We start from the raw sequence: 17411 nt of genomic DNA, 5'->3' as shown, positions 1-17411 counted from the left end.
TCGTCATGCGCTGGATAAGTTCTCGATATGGAAAGCGATGGTTCTGCCCTCGCTCGCTCATGCCGCCACCAAAGCGCGGTTCTGGTGCCGCTCGAAAGCGCGCTCCAGCTTCACGTCGTACAGGTTCCGCTGGTAGTCCGGGCCGTTGTAGAGCTTGGCTACCGTTGCCCACTTCTGGGCTTTCAAGGCTTTGAGCAGATTGGCGTCGGCTTCGATGTAGCGGACGAAGGCTTCCAGGTGGTCTGCTTCACTGCGCATCATTGCGTCGACAAAATCATGCACGCTGGAGTAACCCAGACGCTGCCAGTGATAGCCCATTACCTGGAAGCCACCCCAGCTCGCGGACTCCAGTGCCGCTACTTCATCCAGCTGCCGGGCCTGAGCAAGGCGCTGATGCTCGGCGCTTCCGCCGATGTAGCCGCCGGCTTTTGGATTGACCAGGTTCGGCGCCTGCTTGGCCAGCAGATCGGCGCGGTGGAGCAACTGCTCCTGGTCATCGCCCGGCGAACCAGCCAGTTGCAGACGCTTGTACATGACGTGGCGCTCAAAGAGGATCACCGGCTTTCCATTGTCCAGGAAGCCGCGGCCCTTCGATTCAACTTCGTTCAAGGCGTACACAGCCGCGACCGGCACGCCGAGGCGAGCGGAGGCCTGCAGCAGATCCGAATGTTTGAGGAGCTTGCGTATGTCCAGGCCTTGCAGACTGGCCATGGTCTTCGGGCCGGCTTTGCCGTCGGAGACGAGCCCGACCTTCCCCTGGTAGGTCCGGACTGCCGCCTCGGTTGCATCGCCAAAGGCACCGTCGGCGTCCAATTCGGCGCCGTTGGCGTTGAGCAGGCGCTGCAGCTCACGAACAGCCTGTGAGCGATCGCCGTGTCGAAGTGTGGTCATGCGGTTCCCTCTTTGCGTGTGAAGAACTTCTTCGCGGTGGCGCGGGTGAACTCGACGCCCAGCAGGCCAATGACACCGCCGAAAAACGGAGCAGCACTGATTGGGATGCGGAACCAGTCGGAACGAAGTTTCTTGGCGGGTGCGGTGCTTGCGGCCATTCGGGCTGTCCTCGGTGCAGTGGCGTTGTGCCTAGCGATGAGGGCATGGTCCGCAAAGCGCTGCTGTACGGCAACGCGGCGGCTTTGTAGGAGGGCGGGCTACAGGGTGCGCCAGTGGGGCAACGCGCGCGTGAGCGTCAGCATCGGCGCCATGAACACTACAGCCAACCGACCACCGACTCGCGCCGACACGCCAAGTTCCTGTACTGCACCGGTTGGCGCATCACTGATATTGCCGATTACCTGGACGAGAAGGAGAAGACCGTCCACAGCTGGAAGGCCCGAGACGAGTCGGACCGGGCAGACAACGTAGAGCGCATCGGCGGCGCCCTGGAAGCCCGACTCGTGCAGCTGATCCTCAAGGACGGTAAGAGTGCCGGGGACTTCAAGGAAATCGGTCTGCTGCACCGCCAGTTGGAGCGCCAAGCCAGAATTCAGCGCTTCCAGGGTGGCGGTACCGAAACCGAGCTGAACCCGAATATAGCCCCCGCTTTCGGCCGCCTCCTGACTGCCTCCTCGCGCGAGTCATCCCAACTGTGGCGTAGCATCGACGTGGTCACTCGTTTGCCCGCCTGGGTCAGTCCGCAGCAGAGCGCGCTGGAGGATGTAATGATGTGTCTGCGTAGGCTCGGTCAAGTGGGATCCTGCGATTGCTATCGCGTTACACTGGGGCCGGCCTGTCTTACACGAGGTGGGTTCACCGGACGCTCGCAACACTTTGAGCAGAGTTACTCTGTGACTTTTAGGGACAATGAGAACGCATGCGAAACTTGATACCAGCTCTAGCCTTGATGGTGGCCGTACTCGCAGGGTGCCAAAGCGGGCCGAGCCCACAGGAGCAGGCCGAACAAAACCTGTGGGTAAGCCAGGTACTACACCAAATTGCTCTATTCAAGACGTTCCCGGAAGAGGCGCGTGTTCGAAATTTACACGGAATCGTCAAGGTTGCTTTTGTCCTCGATGCCAAGGGCAATCTGTTGCGACAAAGAATAACTGAGCACTCAGGTTCACCTTTATTTCTTGCGGTCGCGCAGCAAATTGTCACAGATGCATCGCCTATGCCTGCCCCTCCTTCATGGGTGTTGGAAAACGGCGAGATTGAAGTGGTAGCGCCCTTTGTTTTCGTTCCTGGTGAAGATCCTTGCGGCCTCTGCCAGTAGACCGTGCAGGCTGAAACGCCATAGCCCAGCCTCGCGCTGGGCTGTTTGCATGCGCACTGTCGCTACTGCGTTACCCTGAGCCGCTCTGCATCCACTCTATCCACTCTGGATGTGCTCCCGATTTCTTGAGTCGCATCGTCCTTGGCACAACAAAACGCGGCCTATTTAGTCTAGGCTCTGTACGAAATCCCGAGAAACCCAATCGGCATCCCTCGGAAGCTGATTTTTTGTAAGGTTTCCAACCAGGTTGCTTGCCGACAAGGGCTACGATGCAGAAGCGCTACGCCGTTATTGCGACCGATATCGAATACAACCCGTCATCCCGCTGCGCTCGATGAAGCGCAAACCCAAGCCTGGCTTACCAAGGCTGTTTGATCGGCCCAAGTACCGACAGCGCAACATCATCGAGCGCATGTTTGGCTGGCTGAAAGAGAACCGACGCATGGTGACGCGCTTCGACAAGCTCGCGAAAAGCTATGCCGCTATGGTCTCGCTGGCTTGTTCCCCGCGGTGTTTGCGACATCTCTTTTCGTACAGAGGCTAGTACAGCGATTGAATGACGGTTAAATGAAGTGGAGATAGTGGCGCAATAATGGCCATCATGACAGGCGACCACTGTGGCGCGGATTGTTGGGTATGATGCCTCTGATTGTTGAGAGCCCTGACTTGTCAGGGCCTTTTACGTTTTTGGGGCATGCAAACCCAGCCCTGTGATCAAGCGGGCAGCACTCCGTCGATCACGTCGAGCGCCTCGTAAACCACCCATCCGCCCTCGCTTGCATCGCCTTTGTTATCGATCACATAAGCACCTGCCTTGAAGTAGAACGGGTACTTGCTCCACTTCGAATTCACCGGCGCGCCGGCGCTGAGCTCGTCGAGCGTGGCAGTTAGCTGACTGCGTTCGTCGACCTGGATGCAGTAATCGAACACTTGGCCCAGCGGCATCTGTTTCTTGAGCAGCGTGCGGGTGACGCCGAGCGGCACATCGCGAATCTCGATGCGCACATACCCATTCCACCAGATCACCATCAGAAAAGGGTTGAGCGCATTGACTGCGTGGATCTGGCCGATGATGACCTTGCCGCTGGAAGGCGCCTGCTCGACCCGCACCCGGCCGGACATGGAGTGCCTGGCGCTGCCCGGGAGCCAGTTGAAAGACACAGCGGTGCCTGGCAGCGTTTGCCGGCCCTCGGTGCGTGGGTTCTTTGAACTGCCGCTGGTGCCAGCCTGGACCGAGCACCAGTAATTGGTGTGGCCGTTCTGGTCGACCCAGAGCAGGTCTCTGGGCAGCTCGGCTGGGTAAAGATAGACCTTGCCGTTTGCGGTGATGTTGCCAAATGCGTGCATGGTGATCTCCTTGTTCAAGGTAGGAATCCAGGCCGCGTTGTAGACACGTAATGGCCTGGGTGCATCAAGGTGGACACGTCAGGTTGGGCAGAGCGTCATGGCTATCGAAGCCAAAAATAACTTGTGTTATTGATTGATGATAATTCAGGTTTCCCTTATGTCAATAACGCAAGTTATAATTTCCGCCATGGAATCCCGCTACGCGCGGGACCCCTGCGTGCCGAAGGTTCTCAATGCTTGAGAACTGGGCGCGGCGAAATACGCTAGGCGAAAAAAAGCCCAGCTCGATGGCTGGGCCTTGGGAGGGTAAGCGCTTAAAGCTTGATCATGGCGCGCACTACCACACCGACAATGCGACAGCCCTCCATGCACTGCTCTACTGGGTATGCAGGGTTCAGTGGCTTCAAGAAGCGGCGGCCTCCATCCTCTACCAGCTTCTTGAAGGTGGCCTCGTTGCTGTCGGAAAGTTTGGCGATGACCAGCTTTCCGGAAATCGCTTCAGCCTCCGGGTCTACCAGGATAAGCATGCCTTCAGTGATGCTGGTGCCTACTGGGGAGGTCATGGAGTCACCTTTGACCTCAAGCCAGAAGGCAGTGCCCTTCGAGTCGTAATCGGACATTTCATACCTGTCCGAGTAGCCAGGCGGGAAGGGTTCTACCGCTTCGGCCCAGGCGCCTGCAGCAACCCAGCTGATCACCGGATACTGGTATGACTCTGGCAGAACGTGCGTCGCCTGCACGTTACTCCTTGCCGGTGGAGCCTCTTGCCCCGAGCCCAGCCACTCCGCAGTTACGCCGAGCGCCCTCGCGATCTCCAGCAACTTCTTCGACGTCGCGTTTCGGCCGCTCTCCAAGTGCTGAATAGTGACCTGGCTCACCCCTGATCTTTCGGCGAGCTGCTGCTGGCTCAAGCCCAGGGCTGTGCGGCGTTGGTGAATTCGATCTTTGAGCATTTCGGGGGCTTTGGTCATACCGCCAAGGGTAAAACACGCGTTATAAAGCTTCAAATAACCTATGTTTTTGTTATCTATAGCTTGGGTTATCATCTATAACGCGTTCCGTTGCGGAAGGGCGACTTCGGCACTGCTTCAGGGAGTTTGCTGTGCTGCTATGGGCGAGCCGCCAACCCTGTGATAATGCGCGCAACCACAAAGGCCATCTCATGCTGACCATCTCCAACACTGTGCATCTGCCGGATACCGACATCGAACTGACCTACATCCGCGCTCAGGGCGCCGGTGGCCAGAACGTCAACAAGGTGTCCAGCGCTGTGCACCTGCGCTTCGATATCCGCGCCTCGTCGCTGCCCGACTTTTACAAGGAGCGGCTGTTGGCGCTGCGTGACAGCCGCATCACCAGCGACGGCGTGTTGATCATCAAGGGCCAGCAGTACCGCACCCAGGAGCAGAACCGCACCGACGCCTTGGCGCGGCTTGCCGAGCTGATCATTGCTGCCGGCAAGACCGAGAAGAAACGCCGCCCGACCAAACCGACCCTGGGCTCGAAGACCCGCCGCCTCGAAGGTAAAGCCAAGCGCAGCACCATCAAGTCAGGTCGGGGCAAGGTGGATTTCTAGTACTGCTGGCGAGAACAAGGCCACTGAAGCTTTTGCTATAGCAGGATTGAACCAACGGCCGCGTCACATCACAACAAACAGAAAGGATCTCTCGTGAATTTCAGCTTGATTGCTATCGCAGTGCTTTCATTGGTCTTTGCCAATAGCGCCCACGCGGCTACCGACAAGAAGAGAGTAAAGATTGAAGCGCGGTGGTATACGCAGGCTTATGTCAAACAGCACCTTGCCCAGAATGATCCGCGCCGGCTGGCATCTGCTTATCCCGCGACGGTTAGCTATATTTTCGCTGCGGATGCTTCTGGCGTGCCGTCTGCGGGTGAGAATTTGCTGAAAAAAGATGTCAAGAGCGTCAAGAGTGATTTTGTCCGATGGCCATCCAGCAGGGACTCCAGACCCCTCAAGACGCAGTTGGATGACATGTGCGTTCGTTTGATTGCCGGAAGGCTCAGGGGGCTGGGGCAGGGAGTCAGGCAACGGTCGCAGAAGACGACACCCAAAAATATCGTGGTTGCCGAGATTTACGCGGGAGAGTTGACAGCAGCGCCGTTGAGCCTGGAAAGAACCACAGGTCCAGATGCTATCAGAGTGATACCGCCTAAGGGCGAGGGCAGAATGCTCTGTAATATTTACAAGACAACAAGAGGGGGCGACATCATGTACGACGTCTCTGTCGTTCTTGTTGCCAAAGCGGCCTACCCAAGGAGTCGCTAAGCTGACGAGCGCTGCTGGTCTCGAAGTTGTCAGGCTTTTACATGCCCGCTTCAAGGCCATCCCTTTCAAGGTCTCTGCATTTTTCTGGATTTTTCTCTCGCTTGTGCTCGCTGGGGCGCGCAGCGGCCCCAGCGATCTTGAAGCATGTGCAATTTCAGAACACCTTGAAAGGGATGCGCTTCAAGGCGACAGCCTCGGACCGACCTCAGCTGATACTACGGACCTTTTTATCCGTAGTGGCTAGCCTCGATCGCCTGCGCCTTCTTCCAGCTCTCAAGCGTTTTCAGATTGAGCAGATACTTCCCGATGTTCGGGTATTCACCCTTGCGGTCAAAGCGCTGAATAAGCTCGGCCACAAAGTACATCATGAAGTCAGCGCCGCTCAGTTTGCCGCCCACCAGGTAGTCTTTGTTCTCCAGCTGGTCATCCACATAAGCGAAGATCTTCTTGCCCTCGGCCTGGGCATAGCTCGGCAGGAAAACCAGCTCGGCCGTCTCGCGCTGCATGAACACCTGAAGCAGCGGCGGCAGCATGGCGGAGCTTTCAGAGAAGTGCAGCCATTGCAGGTACTCGACGTACTCATCGCTGTCTCTCGCCGGCGCCAGGTGCGGGGCGTAACGTTCGATCAGAATCTCGGTAATCGCACCTGACTCCGCAACCACCTTACCGTTGAGCTCGATCACCGGCGACTTGCCGAGTGAATGAATGGCCTTCAGCGACTCAGGGGCGAAATGGGTTGCTCGATCACGGCTATAGAACTCCGTTTTGTAAGGCACGCCCATCTCTTCCAGCAGCCATAGCGTTCGAATGGAGCGCGATTCGTTCAAGTGATGCAGGGTGATCATGATGGTGATCCTCAGTCAGGGTGGAGGCGAGGGCATGAATAGAGCCGCGCTGCCGAATACATACTGACCGCGTGATGAGGTTATGTTCACAGAACAGGTTTCACAGTTGCGGTGCCGACGGTTACGCAGAGGATCGCCGCGGTCCAAACATGCGCTCGCTGCAGCGGGCTATTGCCATCCCCACACCCCTTGGCCAAAATGAGAGTCATTATCAGATCCTGCGCCAGGCCGCTTCTCATGTCTTCTGTCGACTACTCCCAGCAAAACGCCGTGCAGTCACTCTACGAGACCCATCACCAGTGGCTCTGCGGCTGGTTGCGCCAGCGCCTCGGCTGTGTCGACAACGCTGCGGACCTCGCCCAGGACACGTTCATCCGGGTAATCACCCAGCGCAAGGCAACCGAATTGCGTGAGCCTCGCGCCTATCTGAGCACCATCGCGCGCAGTTTGATGATCGACATGTTCCGCCGTCGCTACCTGGAGCAGGCCTACCTGGAAACCCTCGCGCTCAGCCCCGAGCCGCTGGATATTTCGCCTGAAACCCGCGCGCTGATCATCGAAACTCTGATGGAAATCGACCGCATGCTGGACGGCCTGGGTGGGCGCACGCGCGAGATTTTTCTGCTGGCCCAGCTCGATGGGCTGAGCTATGTCGAGATCGGCCGACGCCTGAACATCTCGGTGAACACGGTCAAGAAACACGCAGTGCGCGCCCTGACTCATTGCCTGCTGCTGGCAGATGACGAACGTGCGTGAGCAAGCCCTTGACCACGCAACACTCGAGGCCGCCGCGCGCTGGTACGTCGACTTGCGCACCGAAACGCCCGATGCTGCCCTGCGTGAAGCGCATCTGCGTTGGCTGGAGCGTGATCCGCGGCATGTTCAGGCGTGGGAGCGACTGGCTCGACTGCAGGACAAGCTCGCCCAGGTCACACCAGGCATAGGCCGGCCAACGCTGAGCAGTGCCCGGGCCAAACGTCGCGAGGTGCTCAAGGTCCTTTCGCTTTTGCTGGCCGCAGGCGGGGCTGGCACGCTGGCCTGGAGCACAACGCCACTGCCAACCTTGATGGCCGACCAGCGTACCGTTACCGGCGAGCGGCGTCGGCTGCGCTTGGATGACGGCAGCTTGCTGATGCTCAATACCGCCACTGCGTTGGACATTCACTACAGCGCGAGCGTGCGTGAAATACAACTGCTCAGCGGTGAAATCCAGATCGAGACGGCGCCGGACGCGCAGGCGCGCCCCTTCATCGTGCATACCCCTTCGGGCAGCATCCGCGCCCTGGGTACTCGCTTCGTGGTGCGCTACGACGCGCAACGTACTCGGGTCAGTGTGCAGGAGCATGCGGTTGAAGTGCGCTGCGCAAGCGCCATAGGTTCGGCGGTACGCGTCAATGCCGGTCAACAACTGGATTTCGTCAGCACCGAGGCCGGTACGCTGCAGCAGTCCCCGTCGCAGCTGGATGCCTGGACGCGCAACATGCTGGTTATCGAGGACTGGTCCCTGGGCGACTTCATTAGCGAATTACAACGCTATCGCCGGGGCCATCTGGGCTGTGCGTCGGCGGTGGCTCAGCTGCGGATTTCAGGTGCCTTCCACCTCGGTGACAGCGACGTCATCCTCGACAATCTGACGTCGACCTTACCCGTGCGCCTGCGTCGGTTCAGCCGTTATTGGACGCGCGTCGAGCCGGCTTGAAACCGTTGTAAAAATAATCCAGCGCAGGGGTTGTTGATTTTTATTCTCGTTCGACTTGGAAGGTAGAGGCGCACACAGACGCCGTCATCTACTGCCACCGGGCGCAAGGAAACCGCATGATCCCCCGCAACCCTCAATCGCGCGAAATCTTCAGCAAACCTGCAGTCAAACCCCTGAACCGTGCGGTGCACGCCGCGCTGCTGGGAATGGCGCTGTCTCTGCCTGTCGGCAACGCGCTGATGGCCCCGCCGGCGTCGGCTCAGACCAACATTGAAAGCAGCTTTGATATCCCCGCCGGCGCACTGGGGTCGGCGCTCACTCAGTTCGCGGCCGCTGCCGGCGTGACGGTCTCGTTCGATCCGGCCCACGCTGCCGGGCAGCAGACCAGCGGCTTGCGCGGCCGCTACAGCACTGATGCCGGGCTGCAGAAGCTGCTGGCCGGTACCCGCTTGCAAGCGGTTCGTTTGGCCAGCGGCAGCTACTCGCTGTTGCTGCGTGAGCAGGGCGCCGCCATGCAACTGGGCGCTACCAATATTTCCGGCGAGGCCATCGAGTCGGCCTACGGACCGGTCGACGGCTATGTCGCCACGCGCAGCGCTACCGCGACCAAGACCGATACGCCGATTCTGGAAATCCCCCAGGCGATCAACGTGGTGACGGCCGATCAGGTCGCCGTGCAGGGCGCGCGCAACCTGACCCAGGCCCTGCGCTACACGCCGGGCTTGACCACCGGCGGCTTCACCGATCGCAACGTGATCGCCGACGAGATCACCAGCCGCGGCTTCGCCCCGACGCCGCTGTATTTCGACGGTGCCTACATACCTTATGCCGGTAGCCTCGGCGGTGCGCCGCAGATCGACCCCTATACGCTGGAGCGCATCGAAGTGCTCAAAGGGCCGTCATCGGTGTTGTTCGGGCAGAACCAGCCGGGCGGCCTGATCAACCTGGTGTCCAAACGCCCCACCAGCGAACAGCGCAGCCAGATCAAGCTCGGCGCGGGTAGCTATAACCGGGTCAACGGTGCAATCGATACCAGCGGCCCGCTCGACGAGCAAAAGGAATTCAGCTATCGCCTTGTCGGCGTTGCCAAGAAAGGCAATGAGCAGGTCGCGCATACCCACTCCGAGCGAATGTTGCTGGCGCCGAGCTTGACCTGGACACCCACTGAAGACACCTCGTTAACCCTATTGGCGCAGATCCAGCGCGACGATGGCCAGGCCGACTATCAATCGTTGCCACGGATCGGCTCACTGGACCGTGGCCCGACCGGGCAGAAGATCAAGCGGGAGTTCTTTTCCGGTGATTCGCGATACAACGACTACAAGCGTGACCAGTATATTTTTGGCTATGACTTCAGCCACAACCTGAGTGACGACCTGACTTACCGCTCCACCGCGCGCTACACCGACGTGCGTGACCAGTACAAGGGCTTTTATCTGCGCAGCTTCGTCACCGATGCGGCCGGGGTGGTTGATCAGACCCGGGCCAATCGAGTCAAACTCGACTGGCGCCAGCACAACATTGCCTACACCATCGATAACAACCTGGAATACACCTTCAACACCGGTGCGCTTGAGCACACCGTGCTGACCGGCGCCGATTATCGTCACTTCACTCGCAAGTACGATGGCTATAACGCCTACAACGTGTTGCCGGTCGATCTGTATGGCAAGAACAACTACGACAGCTCCAGCGTAACCCCGGTGCTCGACACCCAATGGGACAACACCCTACGCCAGACCGGCGTGTACCTGCAGGACCAGATCCGCTTCGACCAATGGGTCCTGACCATTGGCGGTCGCCAGGACTGGGCGGAAATCGACAACAAGGACCTGCTCGCCCACACCGTAGCGTCGCAGCGGGACAACAAGTTCACCGGACGAGTCGGTCTGACGTATGTCACCGAGTTCGGCCTGGCGCCCTATGTCAGCTACTCCGAGTCGTTCCTGCCGACCCTGGGCACCGCCGCCCCCGAGCGCGGTGGCAAAGCCTTTACGCCAACCGAGGGTGAGCAGTACGAATTGGGGGTGAAGTACCAGCCCTTCGACAAGACGCTGATTACCGCGTCGGTGTTTCAGGTCAAACAGAAGAACGTGCTGACGGGCGACACCCAGTACCCGCAATACTCGACGCAAAGTGGTGAAGTGCGCGCCCGGGGTATCGAACTGGAAGCCAAGTCCAGCCTCGACAATGTTGATGTGATGGCCGCCGCCACCTACATCGACGCGTTCTATACCAAAAGCACCTACGGCGATGAGGGCAACCGCAGTGAGGCAACGGCGCCGGTGTCGGCCTCGCTGTGGGTCGATTATCACTTCACTCAGGCAACGCTCGCTGGCCTGACCTTCGGTGCCGGCGCTCGCTACACCGGACGCAAGCCAGGGGACTCGGCCAACTCGTTCGACGTGCCCGCCTATGTGGTTTATGACGCCACCATCAGCTACGACCTGGGCGGGCTGGATGCCGGCCTGCGCGGTTTGCGTACCAGCCTGAACGTGCAGAACGTGTTTGACCGCGAGTTCATTTCGGACTGCAACTATGCGTTTGGCTGCTACTACGGGCAGGAGCGGGTTGCATCTGTGGAAATGACTTACGATTGGTGACAGCGAGCTGAATCGAAAAATCTGCGAACCTTTGCTGCTGCCCAATGATCCAAGCGCAATGGCTTGGATCTGGGCGCGCTGCCCTGCATCCACCGTCATCATTGGGTCTCGACAATTTGCAGACCCCAGCGCACCTTCGCAGAGGACTCCGCAGTGCCGACCAGTGGGATTAGAGTAGACAATCGATTCACTGCTGAAGTCATGGGCCATCCGAAGGACATTTTCTTCGCCGCGGTCGAAAGCACTCGCATGCCGATGATCGTCACGGACCCCAACCAGCCGGACAATCCGATCATCTTTGCCAACCAGGCTTTTCAGGAAATGACCGGTTATGGCGAAGATGAGTTGATCGGCCACAACTGTCGGTTCCTGCAGGGCAAGGATACGGATCAGGACGTGATCTCTGCGATCCGCCAGGCCGTCGCTCAGCGCTATGACTTTTCCACCGAGGTGCTGAACTACCGGAAAGACGGCAGTTCGTTCTGGAATGCGCTATTCATCTCGCCGATCTATAACGACAGCGGTGAGCTCAAATACTTTTTCGCATCCCAGCTGGACGTCAGCCGGCGTCGAGATGTGGAAGATGCATTGCGCCAGTCGCAGAAGATGGAGGCATTGGGGCAGCTGACAGGCGGCATAGCGCACGATTTCAACAACCTGCTGCAGGTCATCGGTGGTTATGTCTCGTTGGCCAAGTCGGCTGCCGAGAAGGAGCAGCCCGATCTGGCCAGGATCGTCAGGGGCCTGACCCATGCCACCCAGGCGGTGGAAAGGGCCAATACGTTGACCAAGCAATTGCTGGCCTTCTCGCGCAAGCAATCGCTGCAGGGGCGGGTGATCAATATCAATCAGATCGTCGCTGACGCACAGGTGTTGATCAACCAGACGTTGGGCGATGGTGTCTCTGTATCGCTCAGCCTGGATGACGAATTGCACAACTGCCGTATCGATCCGGCTCAGGCGCAGATCGCCTTGCTCAACGTCATCATCAATGCGCGCGATGCCATGGCTGGGGATGAGCGCCAGGCACTCAATATTGAAACCAAGAACGTCATCGTGACCGAAGATGCGCGAGCGTCTTATGAAGGGCTGCATGCGGGACATTACGTCTGCGTCTCGGTCACCGACAACGGTGAGGGCATGCCCGAGGCCGTGCGCGGTCGAGCGATGGACCCGTTCTTCACCACCAAGGACGAGGGCAAGGGCACCGGCCTTGGGCTGTCGATGGTGTATGGCTTTGCCAAGCAGTCCGGTGGCACTGTCAAGATCTACTCGGAAGAGGGCGTAGGGACTACCGTGCGCTTTTACTTCCCCGCCGATGCCAGCGAGCTGCACCCCTTGGAGCGCGCGAGCCTGCTCAAGTCCAAAACCGGTGATGAGCGCATCCTGATCGTGGAAGACCGCGCCGATGTTGCCGAGCTGGCCCAGGTGATCCTCGAAGAACAGGGCTATGAGACCCAGGTGGCCAATGATGCCAAGGATGCGTTGATGATGCTGGAGAAGGGGCTGCACTTCGACCTGCTGTTCACTGACCTGATCATGCCGGGTGGCATCAATGGCGTGACGCTGGCGCGCAAGGTGCAGTTGCAGCATCCGTCGATGAAGGTGCTGCTGACCACTGGCTATGCAGAGAGCTCAATCGAGCGAACTGACATTGGCGGTTCTGAATTTGAAGTGATATCCAAACCGTACTTACCGCAGGAACTTGGCCGTAAGGTGAGGATGGTGCTGGATTCACCGGGCGGCGTATAACAGTGTCCCGGCAGCGCTGACTTACAAGGATGCGCTGTATTTGACGGCTGCCGCTGCCCGCGATGGCACGTTGAGGGTTCGCAGCAATCCGGATACATGGATGCGCACGGTAAACGGCGAAATATCCAGGGCCTTGGCGATTTCCTTGTTGGTCTTGCCTTGAGCGATCAGCCGCAACACTTCCTGCTGGCGCGTAGTCAGGGTGTTGGTGTCCAGAGGTAATAGCCCTGAGGGTGCGAACTTGACCAGCACCTCGCCTTCGCGGATGGCGAGCAGCGCCTGGCCGATCTCTTCGGGCGCGATGTTCTTGCCGATGAAGCCATCGGCTCCCATCGCCATCACCTGTTCGATCAACAGCGGGTCATCGACCATCGATACCACGATCAATGTGGTACGCCGCAGCTGCTTGCGCAGCTCACCCAGTTGGCTGATGCAGGTCAGGCCGGGGAAGCGCAGGTCGAGGATCAGCGTGTCCACGTCACTGTCGCGTTCGAGCATGTTCAGTACTGTGTCCAGATCGCCGGCCTGCTCTACCTGAGCCTCGGGCAGCAAGCGTTGCACCGTGCGCAGCATCCCCTCGCGAAACATGGGGTGGTCGTCAGCGATGATGATGCGGCATGTCATGGAGTGCCCCTCCCTGGGGGTCAGGTGTTGCGCCTGCGTGGTACTTTAACACTCTGCTCAGGGCCTGCTTGCTTGGCGTGCCAGCATTACGATGACCGTACAAGGACGTTGCCCGTGAAGTTCATGAAAGACGCTGAACTGGATCAAGCCAACCTGCGTATTGTGGTAGCCCTTTGCGCCATGGTGTACATCGGTGTGCTGGGCTTCTTGCCAGGGCAGTCGGTGGCGCACTACGTGCCGGTGATGCTCTATATCGTGGTGTTCCTGCTGGCCTCGATCGTACTTCGTCAGGTCATCGCGCGCTGGCCCGGGCATTACCCGGCGCGGCGGGTTTTCGGGATGATTCACGACTATACCGGCACCTCGTTCGGCCTGGTGATCGGCGGCGAGGCGGCGTTGCCGCTGTATGCGGTGATGGTCTGGGTCAACCTGGGCAACGGCATGCGCTATGGTTCGCGCTATCTGGCGATTGCCACCGTCCTTGGCTTGCTGGCGCTGCTGGTCGTGTACGGGCTGAATCCGTTGTGGCAGGCGCAGCCGTTCATGATGCTGATGCTGATGATCACCAGTACGGTGATTCCGGTCTACGCCCACCTGCTGCTGGAGCGCACGCGCAAGGCCTCCGAAGAGGCCATCGCCGCCAACCTGGAAAAGTCGCGCTTTCTGGCCCAGGCCAGCCATGATCTGCGCCAACCCATTCACTCCATCGGCCTGTTCACCGCCTGCCTGCGTGAGGCGCGCCTGGGCGAAGAGGAGCGGCGGCTGGTGGACAACATCGACCGGTCGCTGCTGAACGTCTCGCAATTGTTCCGCTCCATTCTCGATCTCTACACCCTGGACAACGGCCGCTTGCTGCCCAAGTACCAGGAAGTTCACCTGGGCGAGTTGCTCGCCGAGTTACTCCGCCAGAATGCCGAAGCCGCCCGTTGGGCCGGGGTCGAATTGCGCCTGCGGCCATGCAAACACTGGGTGCGGGTTGACCCGGCACTGTTGGCGACCATGGTGCAGAACGTGCTCTCCAACTGCTTGAAGTACGGCCGCCAGCGCCCTGTACTGGTCGGCGTGCGCCGGCGCCACGGCGGGCTGGTGGTGGAGATCCACGACCAAGGGCAGGGAATTGCCGAGGAGCATCTGTCGCGGGTGTTCGAGGAGTTCTATCGCGTTCGCCAGCTGCGCGATAAAGACGTTGAAGGGGTCGGTCTGGGCTTGTCTATCGTCAAGCGCCTGGGGCTGTTGATGGGCATGGACGTGATGCTGCGCTCGCGGGTGGGCCGTGGCACTTCGGTCAGCCTCAGCGGCTTGCCGCTGGCGACCGCGCCGGAGCAACTCGTTGTGCGCGACGATCCACGTCAGGCGGGGCTGTTGACCGGTTTGAAAGTGTGCCTGGTGGAAGATGACCACAACGTGCTGCTCGCCACCCAGGCATTGCTGGAGCGCTGGGGCTGCAAGGTGCAGGCGGAGTCGAGCGGGCATGATCTGGTCAGCGATTGCGACATCATCGTTGCCGACTATGACCTGGGCAACCACGCCACCGGTATCGAATGCATCGACCACCTGCGCGCGCAGCGCGGCGTGGCGGTGCCAGCGCTGATTCTGACCGGGCATGATCTCGAGCGGATCCAGGCAGCCCTGCACGATCGGCAGATCGCCATTCTGTCCAAGCCAGTGCGCCCCGCTGAACTACGGGGCGCTCTGCGCGAGCTCAGTCAGGGGCCGCTTACTGGTTGAACGGGGTCAACCCATTACCGCGGGCGCCTTTGGGCTGGCAGTAGGCGGCGGGTTTCATCATGCCGAAGCTGGCCACGGCGAACATTCCGCCACTGGCACCGCTGGGCACGGAGCAGTTGTAGTCACCGGAAGCGGTGCTGGCGATGTAATACGTGGTCATGGAGTCACTGCGCACATTGGAAACGCGCTTGACCGTCTCACCGATATTGGTTTCCGAGAGCGTTTTGAGATGGTCTTCGGTGGGTTTCATATGGCTGCAACCGGCAACGCCGATCATCAGGGCGCCGAGCAGGGCGAGGCGGGTGACTGGAGCGTGCAGTTTCATGGCGCTTCTTCCTTGGGGATGTTTTGGTTTTTTTTTTGCGCAACGATCCCTTGCACGGCGAATTCGCCGTGCTGGCGGGGAGCATTGGGGTTGCTGGCGAATATAGCGCCAGGTGGGTGCGGGGTCGATTAGCACAAGTGTGCTAGTGGCACTTTAGGGCTGCGGTAAAAGGAGCGCGTTGATCACTGAATCAACGCCGGCAGACGTCCCCGTGTTCACTGACGACCCATGGCTTTTGCTCAGCAACGATCTGCACGCCGCCAACCCAGCGCTCGGCTGGGGCACAGTCGAGCCAATTCACGGTGCCTCGTAATACGCGCTCACCCAGGTCGGTGATTCGAACAAGACCGTGCTGCCACTCACCGCCCGGCTGTTCCTGCACCAGTGGCTGCGGCGCATCGATGAGCGGGCGCAACAGCGTAGCGAACATCAAATCCCCCAGAAAGGGTAGAGGTTCATAGTCCTTGCTCAAATGAGTGAACACTTTGCCGGCAGGCAGCGCTCCGTGATCTGCCAGTATCCGCAGGGTCAGACGCTGGGTCAGACTCAAGCCATCCGAGGCGCCCGGGAGTTCCTGGAGTTGCCTGGCCAACGCGGGCCCGAGCAGCGGCAATGCCGGATGCACCTGGCCTGCCATCCGCGCCCAGTTGCCAGGGTCGGCTGAGGTATAGGCCGCCCATGCCTCCCGTGCCAGCGCCAAGGCATCTGCAGCCAGTGCTCGCCGTTGTGGCCAGAGCCATGCAAGCACATCCGGCGCCAGCTGGCCCAGCCCAATGAAACGCTCAACGCCCGGCACGCGGTTGATCTCGATCAGTTCCAGCCTGCGCGGCACCGTAGCCAAACTCGCCAGGAGCCGAATCAGAAACAACTGATCATAGGCGTCGCCCTCGCACCACAGCACCAATTCACTATCGTGGCCAAGTTGCGCGAGGGCCTGGCGTTGTGAGGCTTGGCGTTGCTGGGCATCACGTGGCGATAGGCCGAATGTCTGCTGAATGAACGCTGCACGCACTTGCCAGTAATCGTCGTCAGGCAGGGCCGGAACAGGGCCCATGACCATCGGATCATCGAACATATGAAATGTGCCCGTGAAGCCAGCGACTCGCAGGCTGTGCTCGATATCGTTGCCGCAGCGCCAGTGCTGAACGGTGGCTTCATTGGTCGCAGCAAAGTCCGGATGACGTGCGGCGAAGGCGACGCTGTCGGCATGTGCAATCAACTTTGGCCAACTAGAGAAACCCGTTTCACGCGCTACCAGCCACTGAGTGTCGGCGAGCTTGTACTCAGGGCCAGGCACGCCGATTGCGCGCAACTGCACGCGGGTATCTTCGGCTTGGTTGTTCTTGAGGGCTTTGAGCAACTGCTTTGCGTGTTTGCGCAGCGCGGGCAGGTCAACAAGACCATGATGGCGGGAAGCATTAATGGCGGGCATGCCAACTCCTTACAGGGCTCGGTCCGCCGACAAGCCGGGAGCTGGAATGGGCAATGTACAACGCATGCCTGGGAAACCCCTTCGCGCGGACCGCAGGCGCAGCACACGCCCAGGCATCGACTGTAACGGCCAGGCGTCACGGAGGTAAAGCCTGATCGCGTGCTGGCACACATAGAAAAGCCCGGCGAACCGGGCTTTATCAAGCAAGACGCTACTTACTGAGCAGTCTTCAGCTTGATCACATCACCGGAAACGGTGGTGGTGTAGCCATTCAGAACCCATGCCCAGAACCAGCTCTCTTGTACCTGGGTGTTGATCATCGCATCGCCGCCCTTGGCCTTGATGGCGTAATCTTGCGCGCGTACGAAGCGGCTGTTCTGGCGAATCGGGATCAAGCCGAACAGCATCAGGCCGGTGGCACTGGCTTCGCTGTGGCCAACAACGGTGTACTGGCTGCTGTCGTACTGCTGAGTTTTCATGGCGGTGCCGGTGCAACCTGCCAGAGCGAGACCCAGTACTGCAGAAGCGATGACTTTGCTGAATGACTTCACATTACTACT

General features: G+C 59.6%; 16 protein-coding genes and 3 pseudogenes. 10 read left to right on the top strand and 9 right to left on the bottom strand.

Annotation, left to right across the window (positions count from 1 at the left end; translation table 11 throughout):
• Positions 1–57: 57 nt before the first annotated feature.
• Positions 58–891 carry an N-acetylmuramidase family protein gene (locus tag CXQ80_RS14880; protein ID WP_101320782.1) on the bottom strand — a complete coding sequence of 278 codons (834 nt, stop codon included), beginning with the start codon at positions 889–891 and terminating at the stop codon, positions 58–60.
• A pseudogene (locus CXQ80_RS14875) lies at positions 888–1001 on the bottom strand (phage holin, lambda family); the annotation flags it as partial. The gene CXQ80_RS14880 and the pseudogene CXQ80_RS14875, both read right to left, overlap by 4 nt.
• Positions 1002–1250: 249 nt before the next feature.
• On the opposite strand from CXQ80_RS14875, the pseudogene CXQ80_RS14870 reads away from it, so the two are divergent.
• The 3 genes and pseudogenes from CXQ80_RS14870 to CXQ80_RS14860 form a co-directional block, all read left to right on the top strand.
• Positions 1251–1535 (top strand): annotated as a pseudogene (locus CXQ80_RS14870) (terminase); the annotation flags it as partial.
• A 275-nt stretch (positions 1536–1810) separates the two neighbouring features.
• Entirely contained in the window at positions 1811–2209 is a 399-nt protein-coding gene (locus CXQ80_RS14865) for a TonB family protein (protein ID WP_101320780.1), read from the top strand.
• Positions 2210–2456: 247 nt separating this feature from the next.
• Positions 2457–2753: pseudogene (locus CXQ80_RS14860) on the top strand (transposase); the annotation flags it as partial.
• A 170-nt stretch (positions 2754–2923) separates the two neighbouring features.
• Here CXQ80_RS14860 and CXQ80_RS14855 read toward each other — a convergent pair.
• Complete coding sequence (locus CXQ80_RS14855) at positions 2924–3574, bottom strand: polysaccharide lyase family 7 protein (RefSeq protein WP_157831759.1); 651 nt, start codon at positions 3572–3574, stop codon at positions 2924–2926.
• Between the two features lie 296 nt (positions 3575–3870).
• Positions 3871–4602 carry a LexA family protein gene (locus CXQ80_RS14850; protein WP_371918879.1) on the bottom strand — a complete coding sequence of 244 codons (732 nt, stop codon included), beginning with the start codon at positions 4600–4602 and terminating at the stop codon, positions 3871–3873.
• A 116-nt stretch (positions 4603–4718) separates the two neighbouring features.
• Between CXQ80_RS14850 and arfB the strand changes: the two genes are divergently transcribed.
• Together arfB and CXQ80_RS14840 are read left to right on the top strand one after the other, a co-directional pair.
• Positions 4719–5132: an alternative ribosome rescue aminoacyl-tRNA hydrolase ArfB gene (gene arfB, locus CXQ80_RS14845; RefSeq protein ID WP_101323061.1), complete on the top strand. Its 414-nt coding sequence runs from the start codon at positions 4719–4721 to the stop codon at positions 5130–5132.
• 93 nt (positions 5133–5225) lie between these two features.
• Entirely contained in the window at positions 5226–5843 is a 618-nt protein-coding gene (locus tag CXQ80_RS14840) for a hypothetical protein (RefSeq protein WP_101320776.1), read from the top strand.
• Between the two features lie 227 nt (positions 5844–6070).
• Here CXQ80_RS14840 and CXQ80_RS14835 read toward each other — a convergent pair whose 3' ends face one another.
• Positions 6071–6688 carry a glutathione S-transferase family protein gene (locus tag CXQ80_RS14835; RefSeq protein ID WP_101320774.1) on the bottom strand — a complete coding sequence of 206 codons (618 nt, stop codon included), beginning with the start codon at positions 6686–6688 and terminating at the stop codon, positions 6071–6073.
• A 237-nt stretch (positions 6689–6925) separates the two neighbouring features.
• Between CXQ80_RS14835 and CXQ80_RS14830 the strand changes: the two genes are divergently transcribed.
• The 4 genes from CXQ80_RS14830 to CXQ80_RS14815 all read left to right on the top strand — a co-directional run bounded on the left by CXQ80_RS14830 (position 6926) and on the right by CXQ80_RS14815 (position 12742).
• The gene (locus CXQ80_RS14830) at positions 6926–7444 is read left to right on the top strand and encodes a sigma-70 family RNA polymerase sigma factor (protein WP_101320772.1); all 519 of its coding nucleotides are present in this window, start codon (positions 6926–6928) and stop codon (positions 7442–7444) included.
• A complete protein-coding gene (locus CXQ80_RS14825) occupies positions 7428–8387 on the top strand; it encodes a FecR domain-containing protein (protein WP_101320770.1) in 960 nt (319 codons plus the stop codon). The genes CXQ80_RS14830 and CXQ80_RS14825 overlap by 17 nt, the downstream gene beginning before the upstream one ends.
• Positions 8388–8503: 116 nt before the next feature.
• The gene (locus tag CXQ80_RS14820) at positions 8504–10990 is read left to right on the top strand and encodes a TonB-dependent siderophore receptor (protein ID WP_101320768.1); all 2487 of its coding nucleotides are present in this window, start codon (positions 8504–8506) and stop codon (positions 10988–10990) included.
• Between the two features lie 153 nt (positions 10991–11143).
• Positions 11144–12742, top strand: a complete 1599-nt coding sequence (locus CXQ80_RS14815; RefSeq protein WP_101320765.1) for a histidine kinase famiy protein — start codon at positions 11144–11146, stop codon at positions 12740–12742.
• 21 nt (positions 12743–12763) lie between these two features.
• On the opposite strand, the gene CXQ80_RS14810 is transcribed toward CXQ80_RS14815, so the two are convergent.
• On the bottom strand, positions 12764–13366 hold the full coding sequence (locus tag CXQ80_RS14810) for a response regulator transcription factor (RefSeq protein WP_101320763.1): 603 nt from the start codon (positions 13364–13366) through the stop codon (positions 12764–12766).
• A gap of 123 nt (positions 13367–13489) precedes the next feature.
• Here CXQ80_RS14810 and CXQ80_RS14805 point away from each other — a divergent pair, with 123 nt between their 5' ends.
• Positions 13490–15094 carry a hybrid sensor histidine kinase/response regulator gene (locus CXQ80_RS14805; RefSeq protein WP_178080831.1) on the top strand — a complete coding sequence of 535 codons (1605 nt, stop codon included), beginning with the start codon at positions 13490–13492 and terminating at the stop codon, positions 15092–15094.
• Here CXQ80_RS14805 and CXQ80_RS14800 read toward each other — a convergent pair.
• From CXQ80_RS14800 to CXQ80_RS14790, 3 genes are all read right to left on the bottom strand, one after another.
• The gene (locus CXQ80_RS14800; protein WP_101320759.1) at positions 15084–15419 is read right to left on the bottom strand and encodes a hypothetical protein; all 336 of its coding nucleotides are present in this window, start codon (positions 15417–15419) and stop codon (positions 15084–15086) included. The two genes, CXQ80_RS14805 and CXQ80_RS14800, sit on opposite strands and share 11 nt — an antisense overlap.
• Before the next feature lie 190 nt (positions 15420–15609).
• Positions 15610–16851 (bottom strand): DUF1835 domain-containing protein, encoded by a 1242-nt coding sequence (locus tag CXQ80_RS14795; protein ID WP_101320757.1) that lies wholly within the window; start codon positions 16849–16851, stop codon positions 15610–15612.
• Between the two features lie 215 nt (positions 16852–17066).
• Positions 17067–17402, bottom strand: coding sequence for a hypothetical protein (locus tag CXQ80_RS14790; RefSeq protein ID WP_101320755.1), 336 nt, complete (start codon positions 17400–17402; stop codon positions 17067–17069).
• Positions 17403–17411: the final 9 nt, after the last annotated feature.

Source organism: Pseudomonas sp. 02C 26, from assembly GCF_002843585.1.
GTDB lineage: Bacteria > Pseudomonadota > Gammaproteobacteria > Pseudomonadales > Pseudomonadaceae > Aquipseudomonas > Aquipseudomonas shirazensis.
Note: the sequence above shows the minus strand (reverse complement) of the source record. Positions and strands in the feature narration are given on the sequence as shown.

Coding starts and splice junctions, on each gene's coding strand:
- CXQ80_RS14880 (WP_101320782.1), bottom strand. CDS start 891: ATGACCACACTTCGACACGGCGATCGCTCACAGGCTGTTCGTGAGCTG.
- CXQ80_RS14865 (WP_101320780.1), top strand. CDS start 1,811: ATGCGAAACTTGATACCAGCTCTAGCCTTGATGGTGGCCGTACTCGCA.
- CXQ80_RS14850 (WP_371918879.1), bottom strand. CDS start 4,602: ATGATAACCCAAGCTATAGATAACAAAAACATAGGTTATTTGAAGCTT.
- arfB (WP_101323061.1), top strand. CDS start 4,719: ATGCTGACCATCTCCAACACTGTGCATCTGCCGGATACCGACATCGAA.
- CXQ80_RS14835 (WP_101320774.1), bottom strand. CDS start 6,688: ATGATCACCCTGCATCACTTGAACGAATCGCGCTCCATTCGAACGCTA.
- CXQ80_RS14830 (WP_101320772.1), top strand. CDS start 6,926: ATGTCTTCTGTCGACTACTCCCAGCAAAACGCCGTGCAGTCACTCTAC.
- CXQ80_RS14825 (WP_101320770.1), top strand. CDS start 7,428: ATGACGAACGTGCGTGAGCAAGCCCTTGACCACGCAACACTCGAGGCC.
- CXQ80_RS14820 (WP_101320768.1), top strand. CDS start 8,504: ATGATCCCCCGCAACCCTCAATCGCGCGAAATCTTCAGCAAACCTGCA.
- CXQ80_RS14810 (WP_101320763.1), bottom strand. CDS start 13,366: ATGACATGCCGCATCATCATCGCTGACGACCACCCCATGTTTCGCGAG.
- CXQ80_RS14805 (WP_178080831.1), top strand. CDS start 13,490: ATGAAAGACGCTGAACTGGATCAAGCCAACCTGCGTATTGTGGTAGCC.
- CXQ80_RS14800 (WP_101320759.1), bottom strand. CDS start 15,419: ATGAAACTGCACGCTCCAGTCACCCGCCTCGCCCTGCTCGGCGCCCTG.
- CXQ80_RS14795 (WP_101320757.1), bottom strand. CDS start 16,851: ATGCCCGCCATTAATGCTTCCCGCCATCATGGTCTTGTTGACCTGCCC.